23 protein-coding genes are annotated in these 25,839 nt (G+C 71.7%); 2 read left to right on the top strand and 21 right to left on the bottom strand.

All coding sequences use genetic code 11. The features are described 5' to 3' along the window. Window positions 1–12: 12 nt before the first annotated feature. Both ACH9EU_RS06465 and ACH9EU_RS06460 read right to left on the bottom strand, forming a co-directional pair. On the bottom strand, window positions 13–915 hold the full coding sequence (locus tag ACH9EU_RS06465) for a dioxygenase family protein (protein WP_396413121.1): 903 nt from the start codon (window positions 913–915) through the stop codon (window positions 13–15). A 35-nt stretch (window positions 916–950) separates the two neighbouring features. Further along, window positions 951–2,063: an iron-containing alcohol dehydrogenase gene (locus ACH9EU_RS06460; RefSeq protein WP_396413120.1), complete on the bottom strand. Its 1,113-nt coding sequence runs from the start codon at window positions 2,061–2,063 to the stop codon at window positions 951–953. A 125-nt stretch (window positions 2,064–2,188) separates the two neighbouring features. Between ACH9EU_RS06460 and ACH9EU_RS06455 the strand changes: the two genes are divergently transcribed. Then, window positions 2,189–3,121, top strand: a complete 933-nt coding sequence (locus tag ACH9EU_RS06455) for a LysR substrate-binding domain-containing protein (protein WP_396413119.1) — start codon at window positions 2,189–2,191, stop codon at window positions 3,119–3,121. A gap of 177 nt (window positions 3,122–3,298) precedes the next feature. On the opposite strand, the gene ACH9EU_RS06450 is transcribed toward ACH9EU_RS06455, so the two are convergent. The 17 genes from ACH9EU_RS06450 to ACH9EU_RS06370 all read right to left on the bottom strand — a co-directional run bounded on the left by ACH9EU_RS06450 (window position 3,299) and on the right by ACH9EU_RS06370 (window position 22,835). Continuing rightward, the gene (locus ACH9EU_RS06450) at window positions 3,299–4,978 is read right to left on the bottom strand and encodes an RNA-binding domain-containing protein (protein WP_396413118.1); all 1,680 of its coding nucleotides are present in this window, start codon (window positions 4,976–4,978) and stop codon (window positions 3,299–3,301) included. 336 nt (window positions 4,979–5,314) lie between these two features. Beyond that, entirely contained in the window at window positions 5,315–7,738 is a 2,424-nt protein-coding gene (locus tag ACH9EU_RS06445; RefSeq protein ID WP_396413117.1) for a KAP family P-loop NTPase fold protein, read from the bottom strand. A 279-nt stretch (window positions 7,739–8,017) separates the two neighbouring features. Continuing rightward, entirely contained in the window at window positions 8,018–8,998 is a 981-nt protein-coding gene (locus ACH9EU_RS06440) for an alcohol dehydrogenase catalytic domain-containing protein (protein ID WP_396413116.1), read from the bottom strand. Next, a complete protein-coding gene (locus ACH9EU_RS06435; RefSeq protein ID WP_396413115.1) occupies window positions 8,995–9,195 on the bottom strand; it encodes a hypothetical protein in 201 nt (66 codons plus the stop codon). Before ACH9EU_RS06435 ends, ACH9EU_RS06440 begins: the two co-directional genes overlap by 4 nt. Beyond that, window positions 9,192–10,922, bottom strand: a complete 1,731-nt coding sequence (locus tag ACH9EU_RS06430; RefSeq protein ID WP_396413114.1) for a thiamine pyrophosphate-dependent enzyme — start codon at window positions 10,920–10,922, stop codon at window positions 9,192–9,194. Before ACH9EU_RS06430 ends, ACH9EU_RS06435 begins: the two co-directional genes overlap by 4 nt. 70 nt (window positions 10,923–10,992) lie before the next feature. Beyond that, window positions 10,993–11,808 (bottom strand): SDR family oxidoreductase, encoded by an 816-nt coding sequence (locus ACH9EU_RS06425; protein ID WP_396413113.1) that lies wholly within the window; start codon window positions 11,806–11,808, stop codon window positions 10,993–10,995. Window positions 11,809–11,967: 159 nt separating this feature from the next. Next, complete coding sequence (locus ACH9EU_RS06420) at window positions 11,968–12,945, bottom strand: zinc-binding dehydrogenase (RefSeq protein WP_396413112.1); 978 nt, start codon at window positions 12,943–12,945, stop codon at window positions 11,968–11,970. A 42-nt stretch (window positions 12,946–12,987) separates the two neighbouring features. Further along, window positions 12,988–13,728, bottom strand: a complete 741-nt coding sequence (locus tag ACH9EU_RS06415) for an SDR family oxidoreductase (protein ID WP_396413111.1) — start codon at window positions 13,726–13,728, stop codon at window positions 12,988–12,990. Then, a complete protein-coding gene (locus ACH9EU_RS06410; protein WP_396413110.1) occupies window positions 13,725–14,741 on the bottom strand; it encodes an alcohol dehydrogenase catalytic domain-containing protein in 1,017 nt (338 codons plus the stop codon). The genes ACH9EU_RS06415 and ACH9EU_RS06410 overlap by 4 nt, the downstream gene beginning before the upstream one ends. Next, complete coding sequence (locus ACH9EU_RS06405; RefSeq protein WP_396413109.1) at window positions 14,734–15,438, bottom strand: ATP-binding cassette domain-containing protein; 705 nt, start codon at window positions 15,436–15,438, stop codon at window positions 14,734–14,736. Before ACH9EU_RS06405 ends, ACH9EU_RS06410 begins: the two co-directional genes overlap by 8 nt. Continuing rightward, on the bottom strand, window positions 15,425–16,153 hold the full coding sequence (locus ACH9EU_RS06400; RefSeq protein WP_396413108.1) for an ATP-binding cassette domain-containing protein: 729 nt from the start codon (window positions 16,151–16,153) through the stop codon (window positions 15,425–15,427). Before ACH9EU_RS06400 ends, ACH9EU_RS06405 begins: the two co-directional genes overlap by 14 nt. Beyond that, window positions 16,150–17,169 (bottom strand): ABC transporter permease subunit, encoded by a 1,020-nt coding sequence (locus tag ACH9EU_RS06395; RefSeq protein WP_396413107.1) that lies wholly within the window; start codon window positions 17,167–17,169, stop codon window positions 16,150–16,152. The genes ACH9EU_RS06400 and ACH9EU_RS06395 overlap by 4 nt, the downstream gene beginning before the upstream one ends. Then, a complete protein-coding gene (locus ACH9EU_RS06390) occupies window positions 17,166–18,053 on the bottom strand; it encodes an ABC transporter permease subunit (protein ID WP_396413106.1) in 888 nt (295 codons plus the stop codon). Before ACH9EU_RS06390 ends, ACH9EU_RS06395 begins: the two co-directional genes overlap by 4 nt. 70 nt (window positions 18,054–18,123) lie before the next feature. After that, window positions 18,124–19,386 (bottom strand): ABC transporter substrate-binding protein, encoded by a 1,263-nt coding sequence (locus tag ACH9EU_RS06385; RefSeq protein WP_396413105.1) that lies wholly within the window; start codon window positions 19,384–19,386, stop codon window positions 18,124–18,126. A 46-nt stretch (window positions 19,387–19,432) separates the two neighbouring features. After that, window positions 19,433–20,185 (bottom strand): SDR family oxidoreductase, encoded by a 753-nt coding sequence (locus ACH9EU_RS06380; protein ID WP_396413104.1) that lies wholly within the window; start codon window positions 20,183–20,185, stop codon window positions 19,433–19,435. Next, complete coding sequence (locus tag ACH9EU_RS06375) at window positions 20,182–21,630, bottom strand: aldehyde dehydrogenase family protein (protein WP_396413103.1); 1,449 nt, start codon at window positions 21,628–21,630, stop codon at window positions 20,182–20,184. The genes ACH9EU_RS06380 and ACH9EU_RS06375 overlap by 4 nt, the downstream gene beginning before the upstream one ends. A 2-nt stretch (window positions 21,631–21,632) precedes the next feature. Then, the gene (locus ACH9EU_RS06370; RefSeq protein ID WP_396413102.1) at window positions 21,633–22,835 is read right to left on the bottom strand and encodes an iron-containing alcohol dehydrogenase; all 1,203 of its coding nucleotides are present in this window, start codon (window positions 22,833–22,835) and stop codon (window positions 21,633–21,635) included. 312 nt (window positions 22,836–23,147) lie between these two features. On the opposite strand from ACH9EU_RS06370, the gene lhgO reads away from it, so the two are divergent. Next, window positions 23,148–24,344, top strand: a complete 1,197-nt coding sequence (gene lhgO, locus ACH9EU_RS06365; RefSeq protein ID WP_396413101.1) for an L-2-hydroxyglutarate oxidase — start codon at window positions 23,148–23,150, stop codon at window positions 24,342–24,344. Between the two features lie 52 nt (window positions 24,345–24,396). Here the strand turns inward: lhgO and ACH9EU_RS06360 are convergent, their stop codons facing one another. After that, a complete protein-coding gene (locus ACH9EU_RS06360; RefSeq protein ID WP_396413100.1) occupies window positions 24,397–25,143 on the bottom strand; it encodes an FCD domain-containing protein in 747 nt (248 codons plus the stop codon). A 135-nt stretch (window positions 25,144–25,278) separates the two neighbouring features. Further along, window positions 25,279–25,806 (bottom strand): VOC family protein, encoded by a 528-nt coding sequence (locus ACH9EU_RS06355; protein WP_396413099.1) that lies wholly within the window; start codon window positions 25,804–25,806, stop codon window positions 25,279–25,281. Window positions 25,807–25,839: the final 33 nt, after the last annotated feature.

Genomic DNA, 25,839 nt, shown 5'->3' with positions numbered 1-25,839 from the left:
CCGGGACGGGGGTCAGGCGGCGGGGGCCAGGACGACGTCGAAGCGGGTGCGGGCCCAGGTCCGGCCGGCCAGGTCGCGCCCGTCCGGGGTCGGGGTGCCGGCCGGCTGCTGCTCGAAGCGCTTGATCAGCGAGTCCTGCACCCCGAACACCGAGTCGCCGATCTCGATCTGAGGGTCGCCCTCGACGAAGATGTGGGTGACCAGGGTCCGGCAGTGCTCGGCGGTGACCATGAAGTGCAGGTGCGCCGCCCGCACCGGGGACCGGTCCGTGGCCGCCAGCATCTGCCCCACCGGCCCGTCGTGCGGGATGGGGTACGGGGTCGGCGTCAGTCCCCAGAACCGGAACCGCCCCCGCTCGTCGGCGAACAGGTGGGCGCGGCCGGCCACCCGGTCGTCGGTGTACTGGACGTCGTAGAACCCGTCCTCGTCGGCCTCCCACACCTCGATCCGTGCCCCCGGCACCGGGGCGCCCTCGGTGTCGACGACGGTGCCCTCGACCCAGCAGGGCTGTCCCGGAGCGCCGCCGCTGATGTCCCCGCCGAGCGGGATCTCGGGGGCGTCCTCGACGAAGAACGGTCCGAAGACGGTGGCCTCGGTGGCGTCCCCGTCGGCCGGGTTGTTCACCAGGATGGTCTGCATCGAGGCGCCCAGCACGTCGGAGAGCAGGATGAACTCCTGGCGCTTCTCGTCGGTGATGTGCCCCACCGCGGTGAGGAACTCGATCGCGGTGTTCCACTCCTCCTCGGTCAGGCGCACCTCGCGGACGAACTCGTGCACGTGGCGGGTCAGCGACTGCATGAGCTGCCGCAGTCGCGCGTCCGGGGTCCGCTCGAAGGACGCGAGGACCTTCTCGGTCAGGGCCTGCTCCCGGCCCGTCTGCTCGGCGGACACCGTGGTGGCGGCGGTCTCTGTCATGGTGGGGCTCCTTGTCGGACGGGTCGGGACGGACGTCAGACCGTGGCAGGCACGGCCGGGGTGGGGGTGGCGCCGGTGAGGGCATCGGTCAGCAGCCGCTCCACACCGGCCCCGGACACCGGCACGGGGTTGGAGGCCGGAGCGGCGTCCAGGATCCGGTCGACCGCCTCGGGGATCCCCGCGGCGGTGAACCCGTGGTCGGACAGCCGCGCCGGGGCGTCGACGGTCTCGCGCAGCACGTTGAGGGCGTAGACGGCCGCGACCGCCGGGTCCTGGCCGTCGGCCGGGATGTGGCCCAGTGCGGCGGCCAGCCGGGCCGCCAGCTCAGGGACGCCCGGGGCGTTGAGGGCGAGCACGTACGGCAACACGGTGGCGTGGGTGGGGGCGTGGGGCAGGTCGAAGGTCCCGCCCAGGACGTGGCAGATCTTGTGGTGCAACCCCGAGCCGGCGGAGGCGAAGGCCACGGCGGCGAGGTAGCAGCCGTAGAGCGCCTGCTCCCGGGCGTCCAGGTCCTGCGGGTCGGCCACGATCCCGCGCAGGGCCAGGTTCAGGGCGCGGGCGCCCTCCAGGGCCATCGCCTGGTTGATCGGGTCGGCCTTGGGCGCCCAGAGGGAGTCGACACAGTGGGCCAGGCCGTTGAGCCCGGAGGCCACGGACAGCTCCACCGGCAGGGTCCGGGACAGCTGTGCGTCGTAGACCACCGCGGTGGGCAGCACCCGGGGGTCGACACCGGTGGTCTTGGTCCGGTCCTCGGTCAGCCCCCACACATTGGTCGCCTCGGACCCGGCGTAGGTGGTGGGCACGGCGATGATCGGGAGACCGGTGGTCAGGGCGACCGCCTTGGCCAGCCCGGTGGTCGAGCCCCCGCCCACGGAGACGATCACGTCCACGGCGTGCTCGGCGGCCGCGGCCCGGGCCCCCTCGGCCACCTCGACCGGGACGTGCTGGGCGACCTCGCCCCACCACAGCACCGGGGTCGCGCCGGCGGTGGCGGTCTCGGCCAGGGCACGTTCGGGCTCGGCGGCGACCACCATGGGCCGGGCCGCGCCCAGCCGCTCGATCTCGGCGGCCACGTGCTCGCCGGCGGCCCCGGTGCCGAACAGGACCCGCTGGCCCAGCGTCTCGTGTGCGAACCGCATTGCTGTCATCGTCCGTCCTTCGTCTCGTCGGTGGCCGGCCCCGTCGCCGGGGTGACCTGCATCACTACCGAGTGTGGGCGGAGCAGTCACATAATTCCAATACCGTTTCTTGGCGGAGCACATAGACTGATGTTATGGATAGTCGTCAGCTCCAGTACTTCCGCGCCGTGGTGGACCACGGGTCCTTCACCGAGGCGGCCGCCGCGCTGCACATGACCCAGCCCTCGTTGAGCCTGGTGGTGCGGCGCCTGGAGGAGGAGTTCGGGCTCCCCCTGCTGATCCGCGGCAAGCAGGGAGCCCGCACGACGGAGGCCGGAGCGCACCTGTACGAGAACGCGGTACGGATCCTCGACCAGATGGCGGCCACCGCCGACCACCTGAGGAGTCTGGCGACGGGTCACGGAGGGCGGGTCGTGCTCTCGAGCGCTCCGATCTACAACTGGGAGTTCCTCCCGGGCGTGGTGTCCGCGCTGCGCGAGGACGCCCCCGACCTGGACCTCGTGATCCAGGACCCGCCGCCGAAGCAGACCATCAGCAACGTGCTCAGCGGAGAGGCCGACGTCGGGGTCGTGCCCGCCTGGAACGTCGACCTCCTGCGCGAACGGCACGGGGACCAGCTCGCGATGCACGCGGCCATCGAGATGCCGCTGCTCGCCATCCTGCCGCCCACCTTCGGCTCCACCGCCCCGCGCGTGTCCCTGGAGCAGCTGCGGGACGAGGCGTGGCTCGTGCCCGCCTCGGATCCGGGCTTTCCCGGTCTTCCGGAGCTGTTGGAGCACGTGTGGCAGCAGATGCCGCACGTCCGGCCCCGGAGGATCCACGAGACCTCGACCCTGCAGACCGCGCTGCCCCTGGTCGCCGGCGGCATGGGCGTGGCCCTGATGCCCAGCACGGTCCGGCAGCTGGCCCATCGGGCGGTCATCGTTCGGGAGCTGTCGACGCCGGTGCCCCCGCTGGTGGCCACGGTGCTGTGGCGCCGCGACGGCACCAGGTCACCTGCCCTCACGCGAGTCATCCGTCTGCTCGCCGGAACCGGGGAGCGAGGTGCGCAGGCCGACACCCCGTGACGGCGACGCACAGCGACGCTGTCGGGGACACCGGCCGCCCCGGCTGCGGCACGTGGCCCATCAGACCGTCGCAGCACCTGCGGGCGGACGGAGGTGTCCCTTCCGGCAGTCGTTCACGACTACCGCGTCAAGGACGTACCGCTCCTGACAAGTCGTGACGTGCACGAGAACATCCCGTCAGCGCGGCTCCGGCTCCCTGTAGTGGGCACCCCGCCGCTCACCGTGCATGGTCAGCCGGCCGTCCTTGACCATGGCCTGCAGCACTGCCGTGGCCTGCCGGGGACCGATGCCGCACAGCTCTGCGACCTGGCCACGGGTGATCGAGCCGAACTCGCGCACGTAACGCAGGACCATCTCCTCGCGGCGGTACTCGCTGACGGGCTGGGCGCGCACATAGTCCGCCTTGCGCCCGACCGTCTCGTAGAAGCCCGGCGGCAGGTGGAACGAACGCCCGCGGCCGGTCCCGCGCACTTCCACCAGACCTTGTTCAGCCATCCGGTGCAGATCCGCCCGGAGCTGAGCTCGTGCCGAGCCCAGTTCGCCTGCGATGTCCGCCGTCGTGCTCGGTCCCTCGAGACGCAGAAGGTGCAGGACGCGGAGTTCCGTCACGGACAGTTCGTCCCCTGCGGCCTGCCGAGCATGGACGAACGCAGCCAGTTCCGTATCCGCCGAGGACATGGGCACGGAGACCACGACGGCGGTGTCGGTCGTTGCCGAGAAGTCCGGCTCGTCGCGGCCCAGTCGCAAGAGTTCTCGGAACATGATGGCCACACCGCGACCGGACCGCTCCACCACTCCGGCGCGCTTGAACGCATCGGCGAGAGCGCGGCTTCGCGGCCGCGACTCGCTCATGAGGTTGGCGAGCGTGACGCCGCGAGGCAGCCCTCCGGGGCTGCGTACGGTGAAGGCGTCTTCGGTCAGCTGGACGGCGACGGGACCGACCTCCGTGTAGTCACGGTGGACGAGGGCGTTGGCGACGGCTTCGCGCGCCATACGCGGTGGGATGCGGGGCAACGAAATCCTCAGCAGGCCCCAGGCCAGCTCGTCCTCCACATTGCGAGCGTCCAGCCGCTCCTGGACCTGCTGGGCGACCTTGAGGAGCGGAGCTCGGAGGACGTCGTTGGTCACGACTCTGGTGCGGTCCAGCACCTGGAACAGGACCTCGTGGTGCGGTACCCATCGCGAGAGGGCCGCGGGTGTGCCGAACAGAAGCACTGCCCCCAGCGTGGGGGTCGTACGGTCGATCGCGTCGACCATGCCCAGCGAGCGGAGAATTTCCTCGTCCTGCAGATCGGCCAAGGTGGAGTCTCCGGCAGCGGACCGGCACATGGAACGGAAGCGCTCGAATTCGATTGGATCGAGGTCGCCCATCGAGGCGCCCAGTGCCGGCAGCTCCGCCCAGTCCCGTCCCGTCGCGCTGAAGTGATGCATGAACAGCTCGTGCGGCTCGTACGGCAGGCATTGTGGCGTGTCGTCGACCTTGAGGGCACGCCGTTGGTAGAGACCCCTGAGCGTGGCCGTGGGGACCTGGGCCGCCGGCACCTCGACGACCAGGACGTCGACGCCCTCCACATCGACCACGGTGACCGCCGTGGGCAGGGCGGGCCGGGTGTGGTTCTGGATGAGCGCCTGGAGCTGCGCGGGATCGGTGCGGTCACGATGCCACGGTGCGCACCCTGTGATGTCGCCGTTGTCCTCGACCCCGACCAGCACCGTTCCACCCTGCGCATTGGCCATGCAGGCGACGGCTTCGACAAGCCCCTTCTCCGTGAGGTCGCCAGGATTCCTGCGCCGCTTGAACTCCGTGCGGAGGTTCTCGCCCTCGGCGGCAAGGCGCCGTACCTGATGACTGTCCATATGCCCATTTTATGTCATATTTATGACATTTAGAATGTCGCCACTCTGATTGACATTGAAGACGCACAGTATGCCGATCTCGATGACAGACGGTGCCGCACGGCCGCCCGCCGAACTCCTGGTGCCATCCCCTGCCATGCCGCTCACGGAGGTCGGCCACGATCTCGGATGTTTTACTCACCGGGTCTTCTCATTCACTCGATCGTTCACTCCTCACCCACTCATGGAGCCTGAATGAGAAATGGGCGACAGAGTGAAGCATGAATGACGCCTCTGCCGCCCCCATCCTCCTGACGGGTGGGAACGGGCGGTGACTGGAACCACGTCTCGGGGCTCCTACAACCGCACTGCGCCGGTGCAGTCGCGCACGTGGTCGGCCGTCAGGGCGCCCAGTCCCGAGCCGGTCACCACGGCCTGCACCTCGTCGCTGCGGAGGAGCTCGACGATCTCCTCCGGCGCGTCCTCCCGGCTCGCCTCCGAGTCGATGATCTCGGGCCTTGTCCGGAGGTGGTCCGCCAGCAGGGGCCAGCGGATCTCCACCACGGCCCACAGGGCGAGCGGAAAGGTGTCGACCGGCGCTCCCTCCAGGGTCCGCAAGGACTGCAGCATGCCGTACGTGTTGACGAACAGCCGGATGCTGCGCGGATTCGGATCCAGGAAGCGGCCGAAGGGCAACAGCTCGTGCATCGAGGACTCGTTCCCGGTGATCTCGGAGAACCGGACGGCCGCGGCTCCCAGCACCTCCATGCGAAGATCCGGATCGTCCGGCATCCTGCCCTTGGTCACCTCCATGACCTCGGAGCCGCTCGGCGCCCGCTGGATCTCGCGGATGGCTTCCTCCTTCAACCGCTGCTGGTCCGGCGACGGTTCGCCGGCCGGTCCGGGCGTGAGCAACGACTCGTAGAACGCGGTCTTGGCCTCTGGGGTGATGGAGGGCAGGCGCACCTGCAGTTGGAAGATCTTCTCGAGGAACAGGTATCCGAGGGGTCTCCCGGGAACCCGGGTGGCTCGCACCGAGCTGTAGTGGTTCTCGTAGCTCGATCTGATCCACTGCCCGTCGGCGGCGACGAAGGCGTACGGGCCGCGCACCTCGAGCGCCCTGCCGGTGTCGTGCAGCTCGGAGGGTGCGTCTCGGACGAGGTTCTGCACCACTTCCAGAAAATCAATGACGTACTGGGGTTCGCAACGGTCGAGATCGTCGACGAAGAACACGACCGGATGACGGCTCCGTCTCAGGGCGCGCGCGAACAGCAACCGCACTTCCGACATGGGATTCGCGCTCGAGGCGACGAACGCCTCGGCGGAACGGTAGGACTCCGGGACGAGATACCGGTAGGCGCCGGCCAGGGCCGCGGTCACGACAGCTGCCGAGGAAAGGACCTTGGCGGCGGTGTCGGCGAACTCCACGAGGCTCAGCCCCGCCACCAGCGCGACGGCCGCGAGGACGACCAGCGCGAAGGGAACGGGTCTGGCTCGGATCACGTCCACGCGGCCCAGCGCCATGACCCAGAGCTTGCGCGCCCACCGTTCCCACGCATTGCGCCCGGTGGCGTAGGCCTCCGCCTCCACCGCCCGGCGCAGGGCACGGTGCAGGGTCCACCACTGGACACCGAGCTGCTGCTCCCGCCAGGCGTTGACGTGGACGACGAGGAACTTCTCCTGGCCTTCTCTCCGGAGCTCTCTCTCCAGGAAGCCGAAGAGAGAACTCTTTCCCGACCCCCACGGGCCGTCGATGTGGATCAGGAAGGAGTCGGCCTTCCCGGCCCTCTCCAGTGTCCTGAGTCGTTCGACCAGGGCCTCTGCGAGGAACCGCCGGCCCAGGGCGTCCCGCTCGGCCGGAGCGTCCGAGGACCACTTGGTCTGATCCGGTTGCGGCCCCAGCCGCTCTCTCGCCCTCCGGCCCATGATGTCGAAGACCCGGCCGTCCCTCAGGTCCTGCTCGAGCTCCCGCTCGAGCAGGGCGAGGCCGAACACGGTGAGCTCGCCGTCGATCACCGGTCGCGGGGCGTTCCGCGCCGGCTTGCGGTCGTAGAGGGATGCGACGCCGCGGAGCCACTCCCCCACCGTGGCCCGCCGCCCGGCGGACGGCCGCAGCCTGACGTCACCGAACCCGCGATCCGCGTACTCCGGATGGATCCTCTGGATCTCGATCGCGATCCGGCCCGCGGTCACGACACCGCTCTCGCCCAGACGGCTCCGCACGCCACGGACGCTCCGGGAGAAGTTCCCGGCCGTCGTGGTGCCGGCGCTGTCCGTTCCGGGACCGCTCGGCAACCGTTCGAGCGCCGCGATTCCCGCGCCGTAGTCGAACCCCAGTCGTGCAAGCCGTTCCGGCAGTAGCCCCTCGCCGCTGCTCTGCGACGAACGCAGGAGCACGAGCGCCAAGTCGCCCGGCTCGAGCGTCCCACCCGGAGGAACGGATTCCAGATGTCTGCTGAGGGCGTCGGCGAACTGGGCATCGAGCTGTGCGTCCTGGGTGGCGGCGCTGCCGGCCGCCGGGGGGACGCCGGAGACGCCCAGCAGCTCACCGAGCCGGGAGGCGTCCAGCCCTGCGCCGCGCAGTGCGGAGGCCACCGTTCCGTCGGTGCTGATCAGAGCCCACAGGGCCGTTGACCGTGTCACCTCCGTGCGGTCGCTGTAGCCGGCGTCGAAGCGTTGCTGCTGCACCGCGGCGGCGAGCTCGAGAGCGGCGGTGACCGGCGGTGAAGGCCGGTGCCCGTACCGGGCGAGGATGTCGTCCACCCGTTCCTGTGGCTCCATGGTCATCCTGTCTCACATGGACGGCGTCGACACCCCGAGGTGTCGCCGGTGCTCGGGCCGGCCTTCGTCACGCGGCGACCGGGCCCGACAGGTGGCTCGACCATCTCGCGGAGCACGACAGGTGTCAATGGGAATCGATGCGCTCCGTCCGTGTTTCCCGGACACGGCCCGGGACACAGTGGGAGCAGCTCCGGACCGGTTCCGGCACCCCATACGTCGTCGACCGTCGGCCGGACAGAACAGGACCGTGCCACCCGGCCCCGGGCGACGCCGGCTCCGTCAGGGACGCAGCGCCACCTTGATGGCGGCGGGGGACCCGACCAGCGCGAAGGCCTCCTCCCACCGCTCCAGGGGCAGGGTGTGGGTCACGAGTCCTGCGAGGTCGACCTGGCGGCGGGCGACGAGGTCGAGGGCACGCCGCCAGGACGCGGGGGTCGAGGCGAAGCCCGAGGACACCTCGAGCTCCTTGTACAGCACCGTGTCGAAGGCCATGGTGACCTCGCGTCCACTGATGCCCACCTGGACGTGGCGTCCCCCTCGGCGCACCGCCCGCAGGGCCGTCGAGATCCCGCCCGCCGCACCCGAGCACTCGACCACGGTGTCGTAGGCCTCAGGTTCCACGTCCGTGGCCGTGGTCGCTCCCATCCGTTCCGCGACCGCCAGCCGCCGCACGTCGGCCGGCAGCCCCAGGCAGGTGACCTGGGCGCCGGCCGCGAGCGCCACCTGGACGCTCAGCAGACCCATGGCCCCGGGGCCGATGACCAGGACCCGGTCACCCGCGGACACCCGCGCGGGGTCCAGCAGGCACTGGGTGACGCAGGCGAGCGGTTCGAAGAGCACGGCGTCCTCGTCGCCGACGTGGTCGGGGACGGGGTGCAGGTTCAGGGCCGGCACCACGACCGACGACGCGAACCCGCCGTCCTCGAAGGACCCCAGCGACCTCCGGTCCGGGCACAGGTTCCGCCGCCCCGAACGGCACATGCGGCACGCCTCGCAGGCCGAGAAGTACGTCTCGCACGCCACGCGCTGCCCGAGCCACGCCGGGTCGACCCCCTCGCCCGCCTCGACCACCGTGCCGGAGATCTCGTGGCCCATCGTCACGGGAGGCTCCGCGGCGTACTCGCCCGCGGCGATGTGCACGTCCGTTCCGCAGACACCGGCGGCCTTGACCTCCAGGCGCACCTGCCCCGCCCGCACGGGCCTCGCGGCGCGCTCGGTGAGGGCAACCTCGCCGCCGGCCGTCTTGGTCACCCCGATCACGAGGCGCTCCCGACCGGTGCGGCGACGACGGCCTCGATGCGCTCGGCGAGCAGGTCGAGGGCCCGGGTCTCGGCGGCGTCCGCGGGGGCGAGAACGGTCGTCCCCGGCATCGCCCGAAGGATGGCGAGGTCCTCGACGTCCTGGTGGGTCTTGCCCGCCCCGCCGTCGTGCTCCTCGTCGGCGACCCGCCCCGTCACTCCGGACTCCGATCGGCGCCGACCTCCTCGTGGCTCGCCCCGGCCATCGGCGAGCGCAGGGTCAGGAAGCTCTCGGACAGCGAGACCGGCACGACCACCACGTGCACCGCCGGTTCGGCGACGGCGCGATCCACGGCGCCGGTGATCTCCTCGCGGGTGCGCGCCAGGGTCGTCGTACACCCGATGGAGCCGGCGATGGCCGCGAGGTCGAAGTCGCCGAACGTGGACATGAAGGGCCGCTCGCCCTGGCCGTGGAGCACCCACCCCAGGGCCTGGTTGTCCATCACGACCACGAGCAGGTGCCGCCGGTTCTCCACGGCGCTCATGAGCGCGTGCAGGGACATGCTGTACCCCCCGTCGCCGAGCACGGCCACCGGGAGCCGGCCGGGCAGGGCGTAGGTCGCCGCGAGCGCGGCGGGCACGGCGTAGCCCATGCCGCCGCCGCCGTTGGGCTGCAGGATCGTGCCTCCCGGGCGCACCCGGTAGTCGTGGAGCATGAACAGCCGGTTCTCCCCGGCGTCGCAGGTCGCGACGGCGTCGTCCGGCACCAGCTCCGCCAGCAGCGCGGCCAGCGCCCGGGGATTGACGCGGTCCCCCTCGGCCAGCTCCGGCACCGGCAGCTCGCGGGCCGTGTCCCGGACCTGCCGCGCCCAGTCGGGCAGCCGCGCGGGCCCGGCGGCGGCCCGCGCCCCGAGCAGGGGCAGCACGTCCTGGGCCCGGCCCACCAACGGGTGCGCGACGCGCTGGGTCCACCCGAGGTTGAGCGGCTCGACGTCGATCTGCACGATCGTCTGGCGCGTCCCGTCGACGAGGTCGGGGTGCTCCTCCATGGTGTCGGTCGCGCCGATCTTCGTGCCCACCGCGACCACGGTGTCGGCCGCGCCCAGGGCCCGGTTGGCGGTGTCGTGCCCGAACGAGCCGATGACGCCGAAGGCGAGCTCGTGGGTCTCGGGCACCACGCCCTTCCCGCCCGGGGTCGTCACCACCGGGGCGCGCAGGTGTTCGGCCAGCCTCAGCACCTCGTCCTGGGCGGCCCGGGCGCCGTTGCCGGCGAGGACGACGACACGGTCGGCGTCGTCGAGGGCGGCCGCCGCGGCGTCGAGCGAACGGGTCTCCGGGCACGGTGCGGGGGCCGGCACGTGCGGTGCGAGGGTGACCCGCCGGACGTCGTCGTCGGTCATGCGCCCCAGCAGGGCGCGCGAGTGGAAGACCACGGCGACCGGGCCGGGCTCGCCCGTGGTGGCGTGGGTGACGGCCAGCTGCGTCATCTGCACGGCCTGCACCGGGTCGGTGGCGACGAACGTGCGCTTGGTGATCGCCGCCATGGCCGCGGGCAGGTCGAAGGCGCCGTACCCGCCGAAGCCGGACTGGTACGGGCCGTGGTGGGAGTAGCTGCCGCCCTCGGTGGCGTCGAGGAGGACCACCATGGGCGAGGACCCCAGGTGGGCCTCCATGATCCCGATCCCGCCCGCTCCCAGGATCCACGCCCCCTGGGCCATCACGACGGCGGGGCGGCCGGTGAAGCGCCCGTAGGACTCCGCCATGACGGTGCCGATCGACTCCTCGCGCACGAGCACCGCCTCGACGTCGTCGCCGAGGTCGCGCAGTGCGTCGAAGACCTCGACGGTGTGCCCGCCGGGCAGGCCGAAGAGGATGGGGTCCTGCAGGCCGGCGACGACGTGGGCGACGCCCTGGGCTCCGGTGCTGCCGGGGGTGAGCGCGGTCATGGGTCCTCCTGGTGTGCTGTGCGTGGGGTGGGCCGGGTGCGGCGGTGGAACGCGGTCCGTCCGCCGCCCCTCAGGGCATGGCTCCGCCGTCGACGGGGAGAACGGCCCCCGTGACGTAGGCGCCGAGGTCGGTGACGAGGAACTCGAGGGCGCCGGCGCAGTCGTCCGGGGTGCCGAAGCGGCGCAGGGCGACGGAGTCCCGCAGCTGCTCGGAGCCCAGCGCGTCGAACATGGCCGAGAGCCGCCCGGTGGCGATGTACCCCGGGGCGAGGCAGTTGACGGTGATGCCCTCGGGGCCCAGCTCCTGGGCCAGCGACCGCGTGTACATGGCGATCCCGGCCTTGGCGGCGCCGTAGACGGAGTAGCCGCCGTCGCGGAAGGGGTGGTGGCCGGCCAGGGAGGAGACGGTGACGATGCGCCCCCAGCCGCGTCCGCGCAGGTGGCGGGCGGCCGCCCGGCAGGTGGAGATCGTGCCGACGAGGTTGCGCTCCACGACGGTCCCGACGTGCTCGGCCGTGGCCGAGGACGGCAGGGAGTCGGCCATGGAGCCGGAGCCTCCCCCGGCGTTGCACACCACGATGTCGAGACCGCCGAGGGCGGCGACCGCCTCGTCGACGGCGGCCTCGATGCTGCCGGGGTCGGTGACGTCGGCGGTGAGGCCGACCGCCCGGCGCCCGAGCCCGGTGACCGCCTCGTCGGTGGACCGGCCGCCGGCGGCCTCCTCCTCGGCGGCCACCTCGGCGAAGGACCGCAGGTCGCGGTCCACGACGGCGACGTCGGCGCCGAGCTCGGCCAGGCGCAGGGCGTAGGCGCGGCCGATGCCGCGGGCGGCCCCGGTGACGAGGGCCACCCGGCCCTCGAGCGGGCGGTGTCCGTGCTCAGGCATCGGCGGCCTCCTCCGGCTCGGGACGATCGGGGGACCGGGCGGTCCCCGCGCCCCTGTCCGCCCCGGGGACCGGTGCCGCGCGGCCGTTCAGCCTGTCCTGCATGTTCGCTCCTGCCTCTGTGTCGGCGCCGTCCGGCGCGCGGATGGGGTCTGCGCGGCTCAGGCGCCGAAGTCCAGCAGCACCTTCCCGTGCTTGGGACCCGACTCCATGTGGTCGAAGGCCGCGGCGACCTCCTCGGCCGGGAAGACGCGGTCGAGGACGGGGCGCAGGTGCCCGCGGACCAGGTGCGGGAGCACCTCCCGCTCGAAGGCGCGCACGGCCGCGGCCTTCTCCTCCGTCGGCCGGGCGCGCAGGACCGTGGCGAACAGGCGTCCGCGCCGGCCCATGAGCGCGCGCAGGTCGACGGTCGCCTCGGCGCCGGCGCCCACGCCCACGACGACGACCCGTCCCAGGGTCGCGAGCACCGCGAGGTCGGTGGCGAGGTTCGGGGCGCCGACCAGCTCGAGCACGACGTCGGCGCCCCGGCCGCCGGAGACCTCGCGGACGACCTCGGGCACGTTCCCGGTCTCGGCCGGGACGCCGCCGAGGCCGGCGACGAGCTCACGGCCCTCCGCCGTGCGGCTCGTCCCGACGACCCGCGCCCCGCAGACGCGGGCGATCTGCACCGCGGCGCTGCCCACGCCGCCCGTGGCGCCGTTGACCAGGAGGACCTCCCCGGGACGCAGCCCGGCCTGGCTCCGGATCGCGTCGTGGGCCGTGATGAAGCCCTCGGGGACGGAGGCGGCGGCGGTGTCCTCGAGGTGCTCGGGCACGGCGCACACGTGGCGCTCGGAGACCACGACGCGGTCGGCGAGTCCGCCGCCGGCCACGAGTCCCATGACCCGGTCCCCGACCGCCGCGCCCAGGACCCGGGGGCCCACGGCGACGACCTCGCCGGCCACCTCGAGCCCGGGGACGTCGGCCGGCGCCCCTGGCGGCGGCGGGTAGTTGCCGTTGCGCTGCTGCAGGTCGGCCGGGTTGATCCCGGCGTAGCGCACGCGCACCAGCACCTCGTCGCCCTCGGGCACCGGGTCCGGCCGTTCGGCCAGCCGGACGACCTCGTTGCCGCCCGCACCGGTGTAGGTCACTGCTCTCATGTCGCTCCTCCTCGTTCGGACCTCGGCCGCAAGCGCCCGGGGTCAGTGCATGTGCAGGCCGCCGTTGACCTGGACGACCTCTCCTGTGATGAACCCGGCCGCCGGTGAGCAGAGGAACTCCACCACGCCGGCGACCTCCTCGGCCGTCCCGAACCTGCCCAGCGGGGTGCCGCGGAGCAGGTGCTCCGCGGACGTGCTCCGCAGCCCGGCGGTCATCGCGGTGTCGATGATCCCCGGGGCGACGGCGTTCACCCGGACCTGCGGTCCCAGCTCCCAGGCCGTGGACCGCACCAGGGACAGGAGTCCTCCCTTGCTCGCCGCGTAGGCGGCGTGCGCCCGGCTGCCGCGCATCCCGGCGATCGACGTCAGGGCCACCACCCCGGCGCCGGGGCGCAGGTGCGGCCCGGCGGCCCGGAGCAGGTAGAACGCGGAGTCGAGGTTGATGCTCAGGCAGCGGCGCCACTGCTCGTCGCTGGTCTCGGCCAGCAGCTGCTCCGGGTAGATCCCGGCGGCGAGCACGAGGTCGTCGATGCCGCCGTGGCGCTCGAGCGCCGCGGCGACGAGCCGGTCGTTGTCCGCGGGCTCCGCGACGTCCCCGGGCACCGCGGTCACCGTGGCCCCGCCCTCCTCCAGCTCGGCGACGAGCGGGGCCAGGGCCTCCGCCGAGAGGTCGCTCAGGACGAGCCGATTCCCCCGGCGGGCGAAGGCGCGCGCGACGGCCGCGCCGATCCCGCCGGCCGCTCCGGTCAGCACCAGCGTGCGGGCGTCGGTCGCGGCGGTCACGGCACGATCACCGCCTTGACGACCTTGCCGGCGGCCGTGGCCTCGAGGGCCTCGACGGCCCGTCCCAGCGGGAACGCGGTGCTCACGACCTCCTCGAGCCCGTCGGCCGTGGCCAGGGCCCCGGCCGCGGTGTCGTAGTCCTCGCGGAGGGACGCGTAGGTGCCGATCAGCTGGAGCTCGCCCCGGACGAGGGTGTTCATCGGGACGACCGGCTGCCGGGCGAAGAGCGCGACGACGACGACCGTTCCGCCCGGCACGACGGATCCCAGGGCCTGCGCCACTCCCGCCGCGCTGCCGGAGGCCTCGATCCACGCGTCCACCGGCGCGGACGGATCCCCGAGATCACCGCGCACGGCGTGCAGGCCCAGCCTTCTCGCCGCGGCCAGGCGCGTGGGCTCGTCCCGTTCCGTGCCCGTCAGCACGACGTCGACGCCGGCGCGGGCGAGCAGCCAGGCGGCGAAGAGGCCGATCGGGCCGGGACCCGAGACGGCCACCCGCGCCCCCGGTGGGAGGTCCCCCAGGCGGCGCACCGCGTGGGCCGCGACGGACATCGGTTCGGTGAGCACCATGCGCAGGGCGGGGGCGTCGGCGTCCACCTCTACCAGGCGGCCGGCCGGCACCGTGACGTGGGCCGCGCCGCCGCCGTCGAAGGACAGGCCCAGCACCTGCCGGTGGGGGCAGAGCTGAGTCCGTCCCGTCGCACAGACGGAACAGGCGTGGCACCCGTCGATGGCGATGGGGACGACCCGGCGACCGGTCCAGGAGGGGGCCACCCCCTCCCCGACGGCCACCACCTCCCCGACGAGCTCGTGGCCGAGGACCACCGGAGTGCGAACCCACTCGTAGCCCTCGTCACCGCGCCACGCGTGCACGTCGCTGCCGCACAGCCCGCAGGCCTCGACCCGGACCTGGACCTCGCCGGCGGCGGGCGGCCGGACGGCGACGTCGACGACGGAGGTCGCCGCCCGGTCGGGGCCTCCCTTGACCAGTGCGGGGGCGGTCGTCTCAGGCACCGAGATACGCCTCCCGCACCTTGGGGTCGTTCCGGATCTCCTCGGACGTGCCGCTGTGCGTGGTCACGCCCTTCTCGATGATGGTCGCCCGGTCGGCGGCGTTCAGCGCGTGCTGGACGTGCTGCTCGACGAGCAGGACCGAGACGCCTTCGGCGGCGATCTCCTTCACGAACCCGAACATCTGCGTGACGATGACGGGCGCCAGGCCGAGCGACATCTCGTCGATCATGAGGATCGACGGATCGGCCATGAGCCCCCGGCCCACGGCGCACATCTGCTGCTCGCCCCCCGAGAGGGAGCCGGCGAGCTGGGTGCGGCGCTCCGCCAGCTTGGGCAGCATCGAGTAGATCCGGTCCAGTCGTTCCCTGCTCTTGCCGTCCTTCCGGCGGGAGAAACCGCCCAGCAGGAGGTTCTCCTCGACGGTCAGGGTGCCGAAGAGCTTGCGCCCCTCGGGGACCTGGACGATCCCGCGGCGCACCCGTTCCTCGGAGCTGGCCTGGGTGATGTCCTCGCCGTCCAGGGTGACGGTGCCCGCGGTGGCCGGCAGGACTCCGCTGATGACGCGCAGCGTCGTGGTCTTGCCGGCGGCGTTCGCTCCCAGGAGCGCCGTGACGCCGCTGTCGGGGAGTTCGAACGAGACGTTCTCCAACGCCTGGAAGTCGCCGTAGTAGGCGGCCAGGCCCTCAACCTTCAGCATGCTCGTCCTCTCCGAGGTAGGCCGTGATCACGGCGGGGTCCTTGAGCACGTCCTCGGACCTGCCCTGCGCCAGGAGCGCGCCGCGGTCCAGGACGATGATCCGGTCGCTGACCGAGGTCAGCGCCTTCACCAGGTGCTCGATCATGATGATGGAGACCCCACGTTCGCGGACCTCGGTGATGAAGGGCAGGACGTCGAGGACCTCACGGCTGTTGAGGCCGGCGAGCACCTCGTCCAGCAGCAGCACCCTCGGTTCGGTGGCCAGCGCGCGGGCGACCTCGACCCGTTTGCGCTGCACGAGGGTGAGCTGGCTGACGTCCATGTCGGCCAGCGGCCCGATGCCCAGCTCGTCCAGGAGGGCGACCGCCTTGGCCCTGGCCTCCTTCACCTTGGGCGTGTGCACGAGCACCGGGACCATGACGTTCTCGGCCACGGTCATCCTCGAGAAGGGCCGCACCACCTGGAAGGTCCGGCCGATGCCGGCCCGGGCCCGCTTGGTCGGGCTCGTGGTGGTGATGTCCGTGCCGTCGAGCACGATCTTCCCCGTGTCGGTGCGGATGGTGCCGGTGATGAGGTTGAAAAGCGACGTCTTGCCGGCCCCGTTCGGTCCGATGATCCCCAGGATCTCTCCGTCCTCCAGGTGCAGCGACACGTCGTCGACGGCCTGCACGCCGCCGAAGCGCTTCGAGACGTTCTCGACGTCGAGCAGACTCACGGCTTGGCCTCCTTCTGTGGTTCGTCGGCGACCTGATCGGTCTCGGTCCGCGGGGCGCCACCGGGCTTCCGGCGGAACCGCCTCCGCAGCTTGTCGATGCCGGAGACGAGGCCACCGGGCATCAGCATCACGAAGGCGACCAGGACGACGCCGTAGATCATGAAGTTCAGGCCCTGCTGCCCGGCGAACGCGGTGCGCAGGTACTCACCGATGGGCGTCATGAGCACAGCGCCGAGGATCGGGCCGAGGACCGTTCCCGCCCCGCCGATGATGCCGTTGAGCGCCGGCTGGATGGAGTAGAGGTTCAGCGAGAAGTTCGTCTCGGGGTCGATGATGAAGAAGTACTGGGCGGCGAAGGCGCCGAACGCCCCGGTCAGCGCCGCCGAGATCACGAGCGCCAGGACCTTCAGGGCGCCGGTGTTGACGCCGAGGGCGCGCGCCGCCTCGTCGTCCGAGCCCGAGGCCCGCAGCTGGAAGCCCATGCGGGAGTAGAAGATCCAGACCGAGGTCAGCACGGCCAGCACCGTCAGGACCAGGACGATGTAGTAGTAGGGCTCCCGGTCGGAGAACGACATGTTGGCCCAGCCGGGCTGGAACGGGATGGTGAGACCCTCGGAGCCGCCCGTGAAGTCGCGGGCGTAGACCGAGAGCAGGCGGAGGACCTCGACGAAGGCGAGCGACGCGAGCGTGAAGAAGGGCCCGCGCAGCCGGAGGAGCGGGATCGACAGGAGCAGACCGCCGGCTGCGGCCACGAGCATTCCGGCCACCATCCCGATCCAGGGATTGACGCCGTGGTCCAGCAGCAGGATGGCCATGGTGTAGGAGCCGAGTCCGAAGAACCCCGCGTGGCCCAGGGACAGGGCCCCGCCGAAGGCCGCGATGTTCCAGGCCACCGTGATGCCGACGAACATGACGATCAGCACGGCGTTGTTGAGCAGGTACTGGTCGATGACGAGCGGCAGGAGCGCCAGGAGTGCGACGACGACCGCTCCGACCACCAGGTATGAACGCTTCACTTCAGACCAACCTCCTCGGTGCCGGCGCCCTTGCCGAACAGGCCCTGGGGCCGGACGAGGACGACGACGATGAACAGGGCGAACAGCACCGCCTGCTGCAGTGACGGCGAGATGTAGGTGCCGGCCAGTGTCTCGATCGCCCCGAGCAGCACGCCCCCCACGAGGGAGCCGACCATGCTGCCCATGCCGCCGATGACGACGACGATGAAGGCGATGAGGGTCATGTGCATGCCGAACGTCGGCGAGGCCGAGGTGAACGGCATGAGCAGCACCCCGGCGACGCCGGCGAGCATGACGCTGATGCCGGTGGCGACGAAGTAGAACTTCTTGACCGGGACGCCCAGGAGCACGGCCGTCGGGCCGTCCTCGGCGATGGCGCGCAGGACCTTGCCGGTCATGGTGCGGTTCATGACGTAGAAGAGCGCCGCGACCATCACGAGTGCTCCGATGAACGCCACCAGCCGCCCGACCGAGATGTTGATGCCACCGACGGTGAGGACCGAGGTCGAGTACTCGGTGCTGACGGAACGGTGCCGGCCGCCCCAGAGGTACAGCGCCAGGTTCTGCACGATGATCGAGATCCCGACCGTCGCGAAGATCTTCATGTTGGCCGAGGTGCTCTGGATCGGCTGGATGATGCCCCGCTGGAAGAGCACACCGAGGAGGAACATCGCCGGGGCGACGACGAGCAGGGACACGTACGGGTCCATGCCCAGTCCGGCCCACAGCCAGAACGTGATGTACATGCCGATCATGACGAACTCGCCATGAGCGAAGTTGATGACGCGCACCACTCCGAAGAGGAGGTTGAGCCCCACCGATACCAGGGCGTACACGCCGCCCAGGAGGGTCCCTGCCACGAGGGTCTGGATCAATAGCTCCATTGGAATTCCTTCCCGCCGCCCGGGGCCCCGGCCGATCGCTGCCGGCCGGGGCCCACGCCGATTGGTCGACTCAGTTGGCGGTGGCCAGCTCGGGCTCCATGGTGGCAACGCGTTCCGGCCACACCGTCTCCAGCGTGCCCTCGCGCCACTGCATCACGTACGGCGCGGCCAGGGTGTTCTGCCCGGTGTCGTCGAACTCCACGCCCCAGCCGGTCGCCGTGCTGCCGCGTTCGGCGGTGTACGCCGCGGCGGCCTCGCCGAAGGCCTCCGCCGAGGTGTCCCCGCCGGTCTCGGCCAGGATGTCGAAGACCACGTTCGCGCCCATGTAGTTGGCCAGTGAGTGCCCGGAGGCCGGGTGCTGGCCGTACTCCTCCTCGTACATGGCCACGAACTCCTCGAGCCCGGGGGTGGACTCGGGGTCGACCGCGTACTGGGTGAAGTCCACGTTGAAGACGTGATCCGCCGCTTCGCCGAGCGTCTCGCCGAAGCCGCTGAGCGTGTGCCCGCCACCGGTGCCGACGAACGCCGGGACGACCACGCCGTTCTCCTGCATCTGGCGTGCCAGGAGGATCGCGTCCGAGGCGTAGGAGACCGCAATCACGACGTCGGGGTCGGTCCGCTGGATGCCGAGGACGGTCGAGGAGAGGTCCGTGGACTCGGCGTTGTACGGCTCGTACGAGATGTTCTCGATGCCGGCCTCCTCGGCCAGCGTCTCCGCCGAGCGGGCGACCGAGGACCCGTACGAGGAGTCCTCGTGGACCAGCAGGACCTCGACCTCGTCGAGGCCGATGCCGAGCTCCGGTGCGACGAACTCGGAGATGAACTCGATCTGAGTCTCCGCGAAGGTGCCGGCTGCGGGGTTGGTGCGCCACACGCTCTCGTAGCCTCGGTCGGTGAACTCCTCGCTGATGGCGCCGAGCTCGGCGTACGTGCCGCCGCCGCGGGCGTAGACCTCGGAGGCGGCCAGGGCCAGCGAGGAGGAGTACGTGCCGATGGCGAGGTCGAGGCCCTCGTTGTCGAGCATCCGGCGCGCCTCGGAGGTCGCCGCGTTCACGTCGGGGACGTCGGCCTGGACGAGCTCGACGTCGCGGCCGTCGATGCCGCCGGCCTCGTTGATCGCCTGAGCCGCGAGGTTGGCACCGCGCCAGGACTCCTCCCCGAGGAGGGCGAGCGATCCGCTGGTCGGGTAGAGGGCGGCGATCCTGATCGGGCCCGAGCCGTCGCCCCCGCCTCCGCCGCCGCACCCGGCGACGGCCATGGTCGCGGCGACGGCGGCCACGGCGACCGCCGTGCGGCGCCGCGCAGTGGATCCGTACGTGTTCCTGGTGTCCATCTCTGACTCCTTACGTTCCCGATGTGGGGGTTGGCAGTGGGGTTGTTCAGGCTGCTGTCCAGCCGCCGTCGACCATCAGCAGCTGTCCGGTGACGTACGCAGAGGCGTCCGACGCCAGGAACACGAGTGCGCCGGCCAGGTCGTCCGGGCTGCCGAAGCGCTTCTGCGGAATGCGCTTCATCAACCTCTCGCGTGCCTCGTCGTCCTGGAAGAGACTCTCGGTCAGTGCCGTCCGGAAGTATCCCGGCCCGACGGCATTGACCCTGATCCCCTGTGGCGCCCACTCGACGGCGAGCGAGCGCACGATGCCCATGACACCGGACTTCGTGGCGCCGTAGGCGGCGATGTTGGGCAGGCCCAGGGTCGAGGTCAGCGAGGCGACGAAGACGTGGCTGCCCTCGAGGTTCGCGTCGATCTGGCGGCGCGCGACCTCCTGGCTGAGGACGAACGGCGCCGTGAGGTTCACCCTGATGAGGCGTTCCCACTCCTCGAGCGGGAAGTCCACGGCCGGGGACCGGTGCTGCACGCCGGCCGCGTGCACCACGCTGTCCACCGTCCCGCCGAGGACCCGTTCCGCCTCGTCGACCAGGGCGCCGAGGCGCGCGGTGTCGGCCACGTCGCCGGCCAGGTTCACCACCCCGCTCCCGGGCTCGTCCTGGGCCGGGGTGCGGGCGACGGCCGCCACGCGGGCGCCGGCTTCGGCCAGCCCCGTGGCCATGGCCCGGCCCAGCCCCCGGCTGCCCCCGGTGACGAGGACCCGCCGGCCGCTCAGCGAGAACCGGTCGAGGACGCCGCTCACAGCGCCCTCACCGCTACGGTCTTCGTGCGCGTGTAGAACTGCAGCGCGTCCAGGCCCTGTTCCTTGAACGCCGACCCGGACAGGCCGAACCCGCCGAACGGGTGGTGGACGTCCCAGCCGGTGGTGGGGTGGTTGACCGACACCTGGCCCGCCTCGACCTGGGCGATGAAGCGCTCGGCGGCGCCGAGGTCGTTGGTGAACACCGCGGCGGCCAGCCCGTAGGCCGAGTCGTTGACCGCCTCGATGGCGGCCTGCTCGCCGTCGACCTCGAGGAGGCCGAGCACCGGGCCGAAGACCTCCTCGCGCCAGATGGCCTGGTCCCGGGTGATCCGCAGCAGGGTGGGGCTGACGAAGGCACCGCGCTCGGAGGCGCCCTCGGGGGCGTGCGCGCCGCCCGCGAGCAGCTCGGCCGACTCGTCCAGCGCACGCCGGATGTGGTCGAAGATCTCGTCACGGGCAGCGGCCGAGACGACCGGGCCGAGGTTCACTCCCTCCGTGTCGCCGGCGCCCACCCGGAGGGACTGCACCTGCTCCCGGACCGCCGCGACCAGCCGGTCGGCCACGTCCCGCACGACGACGACCCTCGAGGTCGCGGTGCACCGCTGACCGGCCTGCGCGAAGGCGCCGGAGACGATCTCCTTCGCGGCCGCCTCGACGTCGGCGTCGGCCAGGACGGCGACGGCGTTCTTGCCGCCCATCTCGGTCTGGACCCGCACCGGGCGGCCGGCGAGCTGCTGCTGCAGCTCCAGGCCCACCGAGGTCGAGCCGGTGAAGCTGACGGCCTTGAGGGCCTCGTTGCCGAGCAGGGCGCCGCCGATGTCGCGGACGCGTCCCGTCACGGTGCCCAGCACGCCGGGCGGCAGTCCGGCCTCGTTGAAGATGCGGGCCAGCTCGAGGGCGATGAGCGGGGTGGCAGTGGCGGGCTTGACGACCACGGCGTTGCCCGCGAGCAGCGCAGGGCCCATCTTGCGGGCCGGCGTGAGCAGCGGGTCGTTCCACGGGGTGATGAGCAGGACGACGCCGAGCGGCTCGTGGATGACGCGGGTGTGGGTTCCCGGCCGGCCGTCGGCGAGCAGCTCGCCGTAGGGCAGACGCGCCAGGCCGGCGTAGAAGTCGAAGAAGTCGGCCGCCTTCTTCACCTCGACGGTGGCCTCGGCCAGCGTCTTGCCCATCTCGTGGACGATCAGGCGGGCCAGGGCCTCGGACTCCGACCGCAGCTTCTCGGCCGCCCGCCGCAGGATCTCTCCCCGTGCCAGGAGGCCGGTGTTCCGCCAGGTGCGGGCGCCGGCCTCGGCGGCGCCGTAGACGGCGTCGACGTCCGCTGCGCCCATGGCGGGAACGCGCCCGACGAGCTGGTCGAGGTCGGCCGGATCGTGGACGTCGAGGGCGTCGCCCGTCGTGGACTCGACGATGTTGCCGTCGACGAGGTTTCCCGTGATCTTCATGGTCAGCGGTCCTTCCTGGCGGTCACCGCGAAGGCGCGGTCGAGATCGCCGTCGCGCATGGCGGACACGAGCGCACGGACCCGCTCGACGTCCATGCCCTCCGGATTGGTGGGGCGGGGATAGAGCTCGACGGTGCGGCGGGCGATCTCGTCCTCCGCCCCGGCAGGCACGCCGGCCTCCTCGAGCGTGGCCGGCTGGCCGACCCTGCGCACGAGGGCCTGGACGCGCTCGGCGGCCACCCGCAGATCCTCCGACTCCCCGTCGGTCAAGGCCCGGGCGAGGAGCTTGCCCCTGCGCTCGTCGACGTTCTGGTCGTAGGCGATCGTGTAGGCCAGCGCCAGGCCCGTGCTCGTGCCGTGCGCCATGGGCTTCTCGTGGTTGATCGCGTAGCCGAGGCTGTGGCCCAGCACGACTCCGGAGTTGAGCGCGAGTCCGGCGAGGTAGGCCGCGACGAGCATCCGGCCGGTGGCGTCGGCGTCACCGTCGTAGGCGGCCGTCAGCTCGGCCATCGCGATGCGGATGGCCTCGACCGCGTTGTGCTCCGTGAGCGCTGTGCTGTTCGTGGAGAGGACCGACTCGGCGGCGTGGGCGAGGGCGTCCAGGCCGGTGGACGCCTTCACGTGCGGCGGGAGACTGGCCACGAGCTCCTGGTCCAGGACGACGAGATCCGGGACGAAGGACCGGCTCGAGGCGATGCGCTTCTCCCCGCCCTCCGTGATCATGGAGATGCGGGTGACCTCCGCGCCGGTGCCGACGGTCGTCGGCACCAGGACCAGAGGGGGACGAGGGTCCGCCGGCTCGACGACGCCGAACCAGTCCGCGCTGCCGCCCTCGTTGGTGGCCAGCAGCGCGATCATCTTCGCCGCGTCCAGCACCGAGCCGCCCCCGACGCCGACCACGGCGTGCGCGCCGGCCTCACGTGCGGCGGCGGCCGCCGCGTCGACCTGCTCCGCGGTCAGCTCGGGACCGAAGTCCGTGAGGACCGTCGGCTCGAACCCGCCGGTGCGCAGCGCGTCGAGGGCGCCGTCGAGAAGACCGTGCCTCACGAGGACCGCGTCGGCCGCCACCAGGACCGAGCTCCGGGCCGGCGCGCCGGCCGAGGTCAGGCCGCTCGCAAGGGACGTCAGCGCGCCGGCGCCGGTCCACGTGCACGGGGGAGAGAGGAAGACAGACGGCGCCGCGGGCGCCCCACCAGAAGTCGTCATCGATGTCCGGTTCCTTCGATCGTTGTCCGGGTTGGATCCAACATTTGGCGCAACTGTGTCACTGATCACAGGGGGCGTCAAGAGTTGCACAGCGGGAAACTCCCTTGAACCGGTGTAGCGCACCCCAATAAACTCCGTCATTACGGCGTTCTGAGTCAATTGGCGCACATTTTCCCGGCTCCGGGACAGCGGAGCACAGGATCACTACTATGGATCCAAGTTTGCCCTTCTTGGATCCATAAACGCACTTCTTTCGCGGCGACCTCCGCGGCAGGACGGCCGCCGCCCCAGTTCCCACACCGGAGGAGAATCATGGAAGACCTGGTCGTCATCGGGGCCGGCATCGTCGGTCTGGCCACCGCTCGAGAGGTGCTCCAGCGCCGGCCCGGCACCTCCGTCCTCGTCCTGGAGAAGGCGGACGACGTGGCCGGCGCCCAGACCGGCCACAACTCCGGGGTGATCCACGCCGGCATCTACTACGCCCCGGGGTCCCTCAAGGCCCGGCTGTGCCGCGCCGGGGTGCGGGCGACCCAGGAGTTCTGCGACGAGCACGACATCCACCACAGGTCCATCGGCAAGCTGGTCGTCGCGACCGACGACGTCGAGATCACGCGGATGGAGCAGCTGGCGGAGCGGGCGGCCCGCAACGGGATCGAGCTCGAGCGCGTCGACGGCGACCGGCTCGCGGAGCTGGAGCCCAGGGTGCGCGGCCGCGCGGCACTGCTGTCGCCCACCACGGGGATCGTGGACTTCCGCGAGGTCGCCCGTGCGATGGCCGCCGACGTCGTGCGGCTGGGCGGACGGGTGGTGACCCGGTCGCAGGTGCGCTCGATCGAGGAACGCCCGGGAGAGGTGGTCGTCGGGTCCGACACCGGCGAGTACCGCACGCGGCGACTGGTCGCCTGCGCCGGCCTCCAGGCCGACCGGGTCGCCGCGCTGGGCGGTCTCGACGTCGACTTCCAGATCATCCCCTTCCGGGGCGAGTACTACCAGCTGCCCCACGACCGCTCCGACGTCGTGCAGCATCTGATCTACCCGGTGCCCGACCCGGCGTTGCCGTTCCTCGGCGTCCACCTCAGCCCGACGATCGACGGCCGCGTCACGGTCGGGCCCAACGCCGTGCTCGGCTTCTCCCGCGAGCGCTACGACCGGGGCTCCGTCACCGTGCGGGACGTGGCCCGTTTCGCGGCCTTCCCGGGCATGTGGCGGTTCGCGAAGAGCAACCTCCGCACCGGGATCGACGAGATGCGCAATTCCTGGTTCCGCCGCGGCTATCTCGAGCTGGTCCGCAAGTACTGCCCCGAGCTCGAGCTGTCCGACCTGCTGCCCTATCCCGCGGGCATCCGGGCACAGGCGGTGCTGCGGGACGGGACCTCGGTGGAGGACTTCCTGCTCCGCAGCACCGGACGGCAGCTCCACGTGTGCAACGCCCCGTCCCCCGCGGCCACGTCGGCGATCCCGATCGGCGGGCTCATCGCCGACCGGATCCTCGAGCCGGCCGACGACTGACCCGCCGGCCGGGGTGGCGCCGGCACCCCGGCCGGTCCGGTCCGCCGCCGGATCAGGCCGGGGGCGGGATCCGGCCGCCGGCGTGGATCTGGCCGCCCCCCTCGAAGATCTGCGGCGACCGGCGGAGGGCGACCCTGGTGCGGGTGATGTGCGTGGTGACGATGGCGGCCGCGACCTCGGGATTGCGGTCGGCGACGGCCTCGTGGAGCAACCGGTGCTCCCGGTTCGTCTCCTCGACCCAGCGGGGGCCGGTCTCGGTGACGAAGGCGCGCCGATACCGCTGCGTCGAGTTCCACAGCCGCTCGACGATGGAGGTCAACTGGCTGCTCCGGCACCCCTCGTAGGTGAGGAGGTGGAAGGCGCGGTCGAGGACGAGGAACTCCACGGTCCCGACGCCGGCCTCGATCTGGTCGAGGATCGCACCGGCACGCTCGATGCTCGTGAGGGAAAGGCGTGGCACCGAATCGGCGATGACGAGGGGTTCGATCCGCGAACGGGTGCCGTAGAGCAGGTCGAGCTCCGCGGCGTCCATGGTGACGACCCGGGCACCCTTGTTCGGCTCGAGCGTGACCAGCCCCTCGCTCTCCAGCGTCCGCAGCGCCTCGCGCACTGGCAGCCGGCTGGCTCCGAGGCGCTTGGCGATCATCTCCTGCTGGATGCGCTGGCCCGGAGCGAACTCGCCCTCGATGATGGCCGACCGGATGTAGTCGGCCACGCGGGTCCCGGCTCCCCCGGAGACCCGGACGATGTCCTCGAGGTTCGGGGCCCCGGAGGACCCGGCCTTGTCGTCAGCGCCCATTCTCGGATCCGATCTGTGAACTCCACCGCGTGGCGTGCGCGACCGCGGCCGGCGCCGCCGGGAACTGCGGCAGGACACCAGGGTATCCGCTGTCGCTGCGGGACGGCGTGACCGGCGGAGCGGTCCGGTCTGCGCTCACTCCGCGGGCCGCCGGGGATTCCACAGCCGCCTCCCCTCCGCCGCTTCGTAGGCCTTGCCGTCGGGGAAGCTGACCAGCTCCAGCTGCATCCCCCAGGGACTGAGGAAGTACACCCAGCGCTGCCCCGAGGACGGCCCCGAACTCGCCGTCGGCTCCCCCAGGACGGTGACGCCGGTCTGCCGTCGCAGGTACTCCGTGGCCTCGTCGATGTCGTCGACGTAGAAGGCCAGGTGGTGGCCGCCGATGTCGCTGTTGCGCGGCTGGGGTGCCGGCGGCTCGGGGGGCTCGTAGCGGAAGATCTCGAAGTTGGGGCCGAACCCGCACCGGAAGAACCGCAGCTCACGCATGACCGTCCGGGGATGGACGTTGAGGTGGCGCTCCATCCAATCGTCCTCCGACCTGAAGGGGCCGAGGGCGTAGACGCGTTCGCACCCGATCACCTCCACGAAGAACCGTTCCGCCTGGTCCAGGTCGGGAACCGTGAAGCCGATGTGCTCCGTGCCTGCGAGGCCTGGTAGTCCCATGGCGCTCATCTCCTTTCTGTGGATCCGAGGTCC

The sequence above is a fragment of the Kocuria rhizosphaerae genome, from assembly GCF_044462265.1.
In the GTDB taxonomy this organism is placed as follows: Bacteria; Actinomycetota; Actinomycetes; order Actinomycetales; family Micrococcaceae; genus Kocuria; species Kocuria rhizosphaerae.
Note: the sequence above shows the minus strand (reverse complement) of the source record. Positions and strands in the feature narration are given on the sequence as shown.

What these genes read in the sequence shown, in the direction of transcription:
- ACH9EU_RS06465 (WP_396413121.1), bottom strand. Translation starts at nt 915, where the DNA reads ATGACAGAGACCGCCGCCACCACGGTGTCCGCCGAGCAGACGGGCCGG.
- ACH9EU_RS06460 (WP_396413120.1), bottom strand. Translation starts at nt 2,063, where the DNA reads ATGACAGCAATGCGGTTCGCACACGAGACGCTGGGCCAGCGGGTCCTG.
- ACH9EU_RS06455 (WP_396413119.1), top strand. Translation starts at nt 2,189, where the DNA reads ATGGATAGTCGTCAGCTCCAGTACTTCCGCGCCGTGGTGGACCACGGG.
- ACH9EU_RS06450 (WP_396413118.1), bottom strand. Translation starts at nt 4,978, where the DNA reads ATGGACAGTCATCAGGTACGGCGCCTTGCCGCCGAGGGCGAGAACCTC.
- ACH9EU_RS06445 (WP_396413117.1), bottom strand. Translation starts at nt 7,738, where the DNA reads ATGGAGCCACAGGAACGGGTGGACGACATCCTCGCCCGGTACGGGCAC.
- ACH9EU_RS06430 (WP_396413114.1), bottom strand. Translation starts at nt 10,922, where the DNA reads ATGACCGCGCTCACCCCCGGCAGCACCGGAGCCCAGGGCGTCGCCCAC.
- ACH9EU_RS06425 (WP_396413113.1), bottom strand. Translation starts at nt 11,808, where the DNA reads ATGCCTGAGCACGGACACCGCCCGCTCGAGGGCCGGGTGGCCCTCGTC.
- ACH9EU_RS06420 (WP_396413112.1), bottom strand. Translation starts at nt 12,945, where the DNA reads ATGAGAGCAGTGACCTACACCGGTGCGGGCGGCAACGAGGTCGTCCGG.
- ACH9EU_RS06405 (WP_396413109.1), bottom strand. Translation starts at nt 15,438, where the DNA reads ATGCTGAAGGTTGAGGGCCTGGCCGCCTACTACGGCGACTTCCAGGCG.
- ACH9EU_RS06390 (WP_396413106.1), bottom strand. Translation starts at nt 18,053, where the DNA reads ATGGAGCTATTGATCCAGACCCTCGTGGCAGGGACCCTCCTGGGCGGC.
- ACH9EU_RS06385 (WP_396413105.1), bottom strand. Translation starts at nt 19,386, where the DNA reads ATGGACACCAGGAACACGTACGGATCCACTGCGCGGCGCCGCACGGCG.
- ACH9EU_RS06375 (WP_396413103.1), bottom strand. Translation starts at nt 21,630, where the DNA reads ATGAAGATCACGGGAAACCTCGTCGACGGCAACATCGTCGAGTCCACG.
- ACH9EU_RS06370 (WP_396413102.1), bottom strand. Translation starts at nt 22,835, where the DNA reads ATGACGACTTCTGGTGGGGCGCCCGCGGCGCCGTCTGTCTTCCTCTCT.
- lhgO (WP_396413101.1), top strand. Translation starts at nt 23,148, where the DNA reads ATGGAAGACCTGGTCGTCATCGGGGCCGGCATCGTCGGTCTGGCCACC.
- ACH9EU_RS06360 (WP_396413100.1), bottom strand. Translation starts at nt 25,143, where the DNA reads ATGGGCGCTGACGACAAGGCCGGGTCCTCCGGGGCCCCGAACCTCGAG.
- ACH9EU_RS06355 (WP_396413099.1), bottom strand. Translation starts at nt 25,806, where the DNA reads ATGGGACTACCAGGCCTCGCAGGCACGGAGCACATCGGCTTCACGGTT.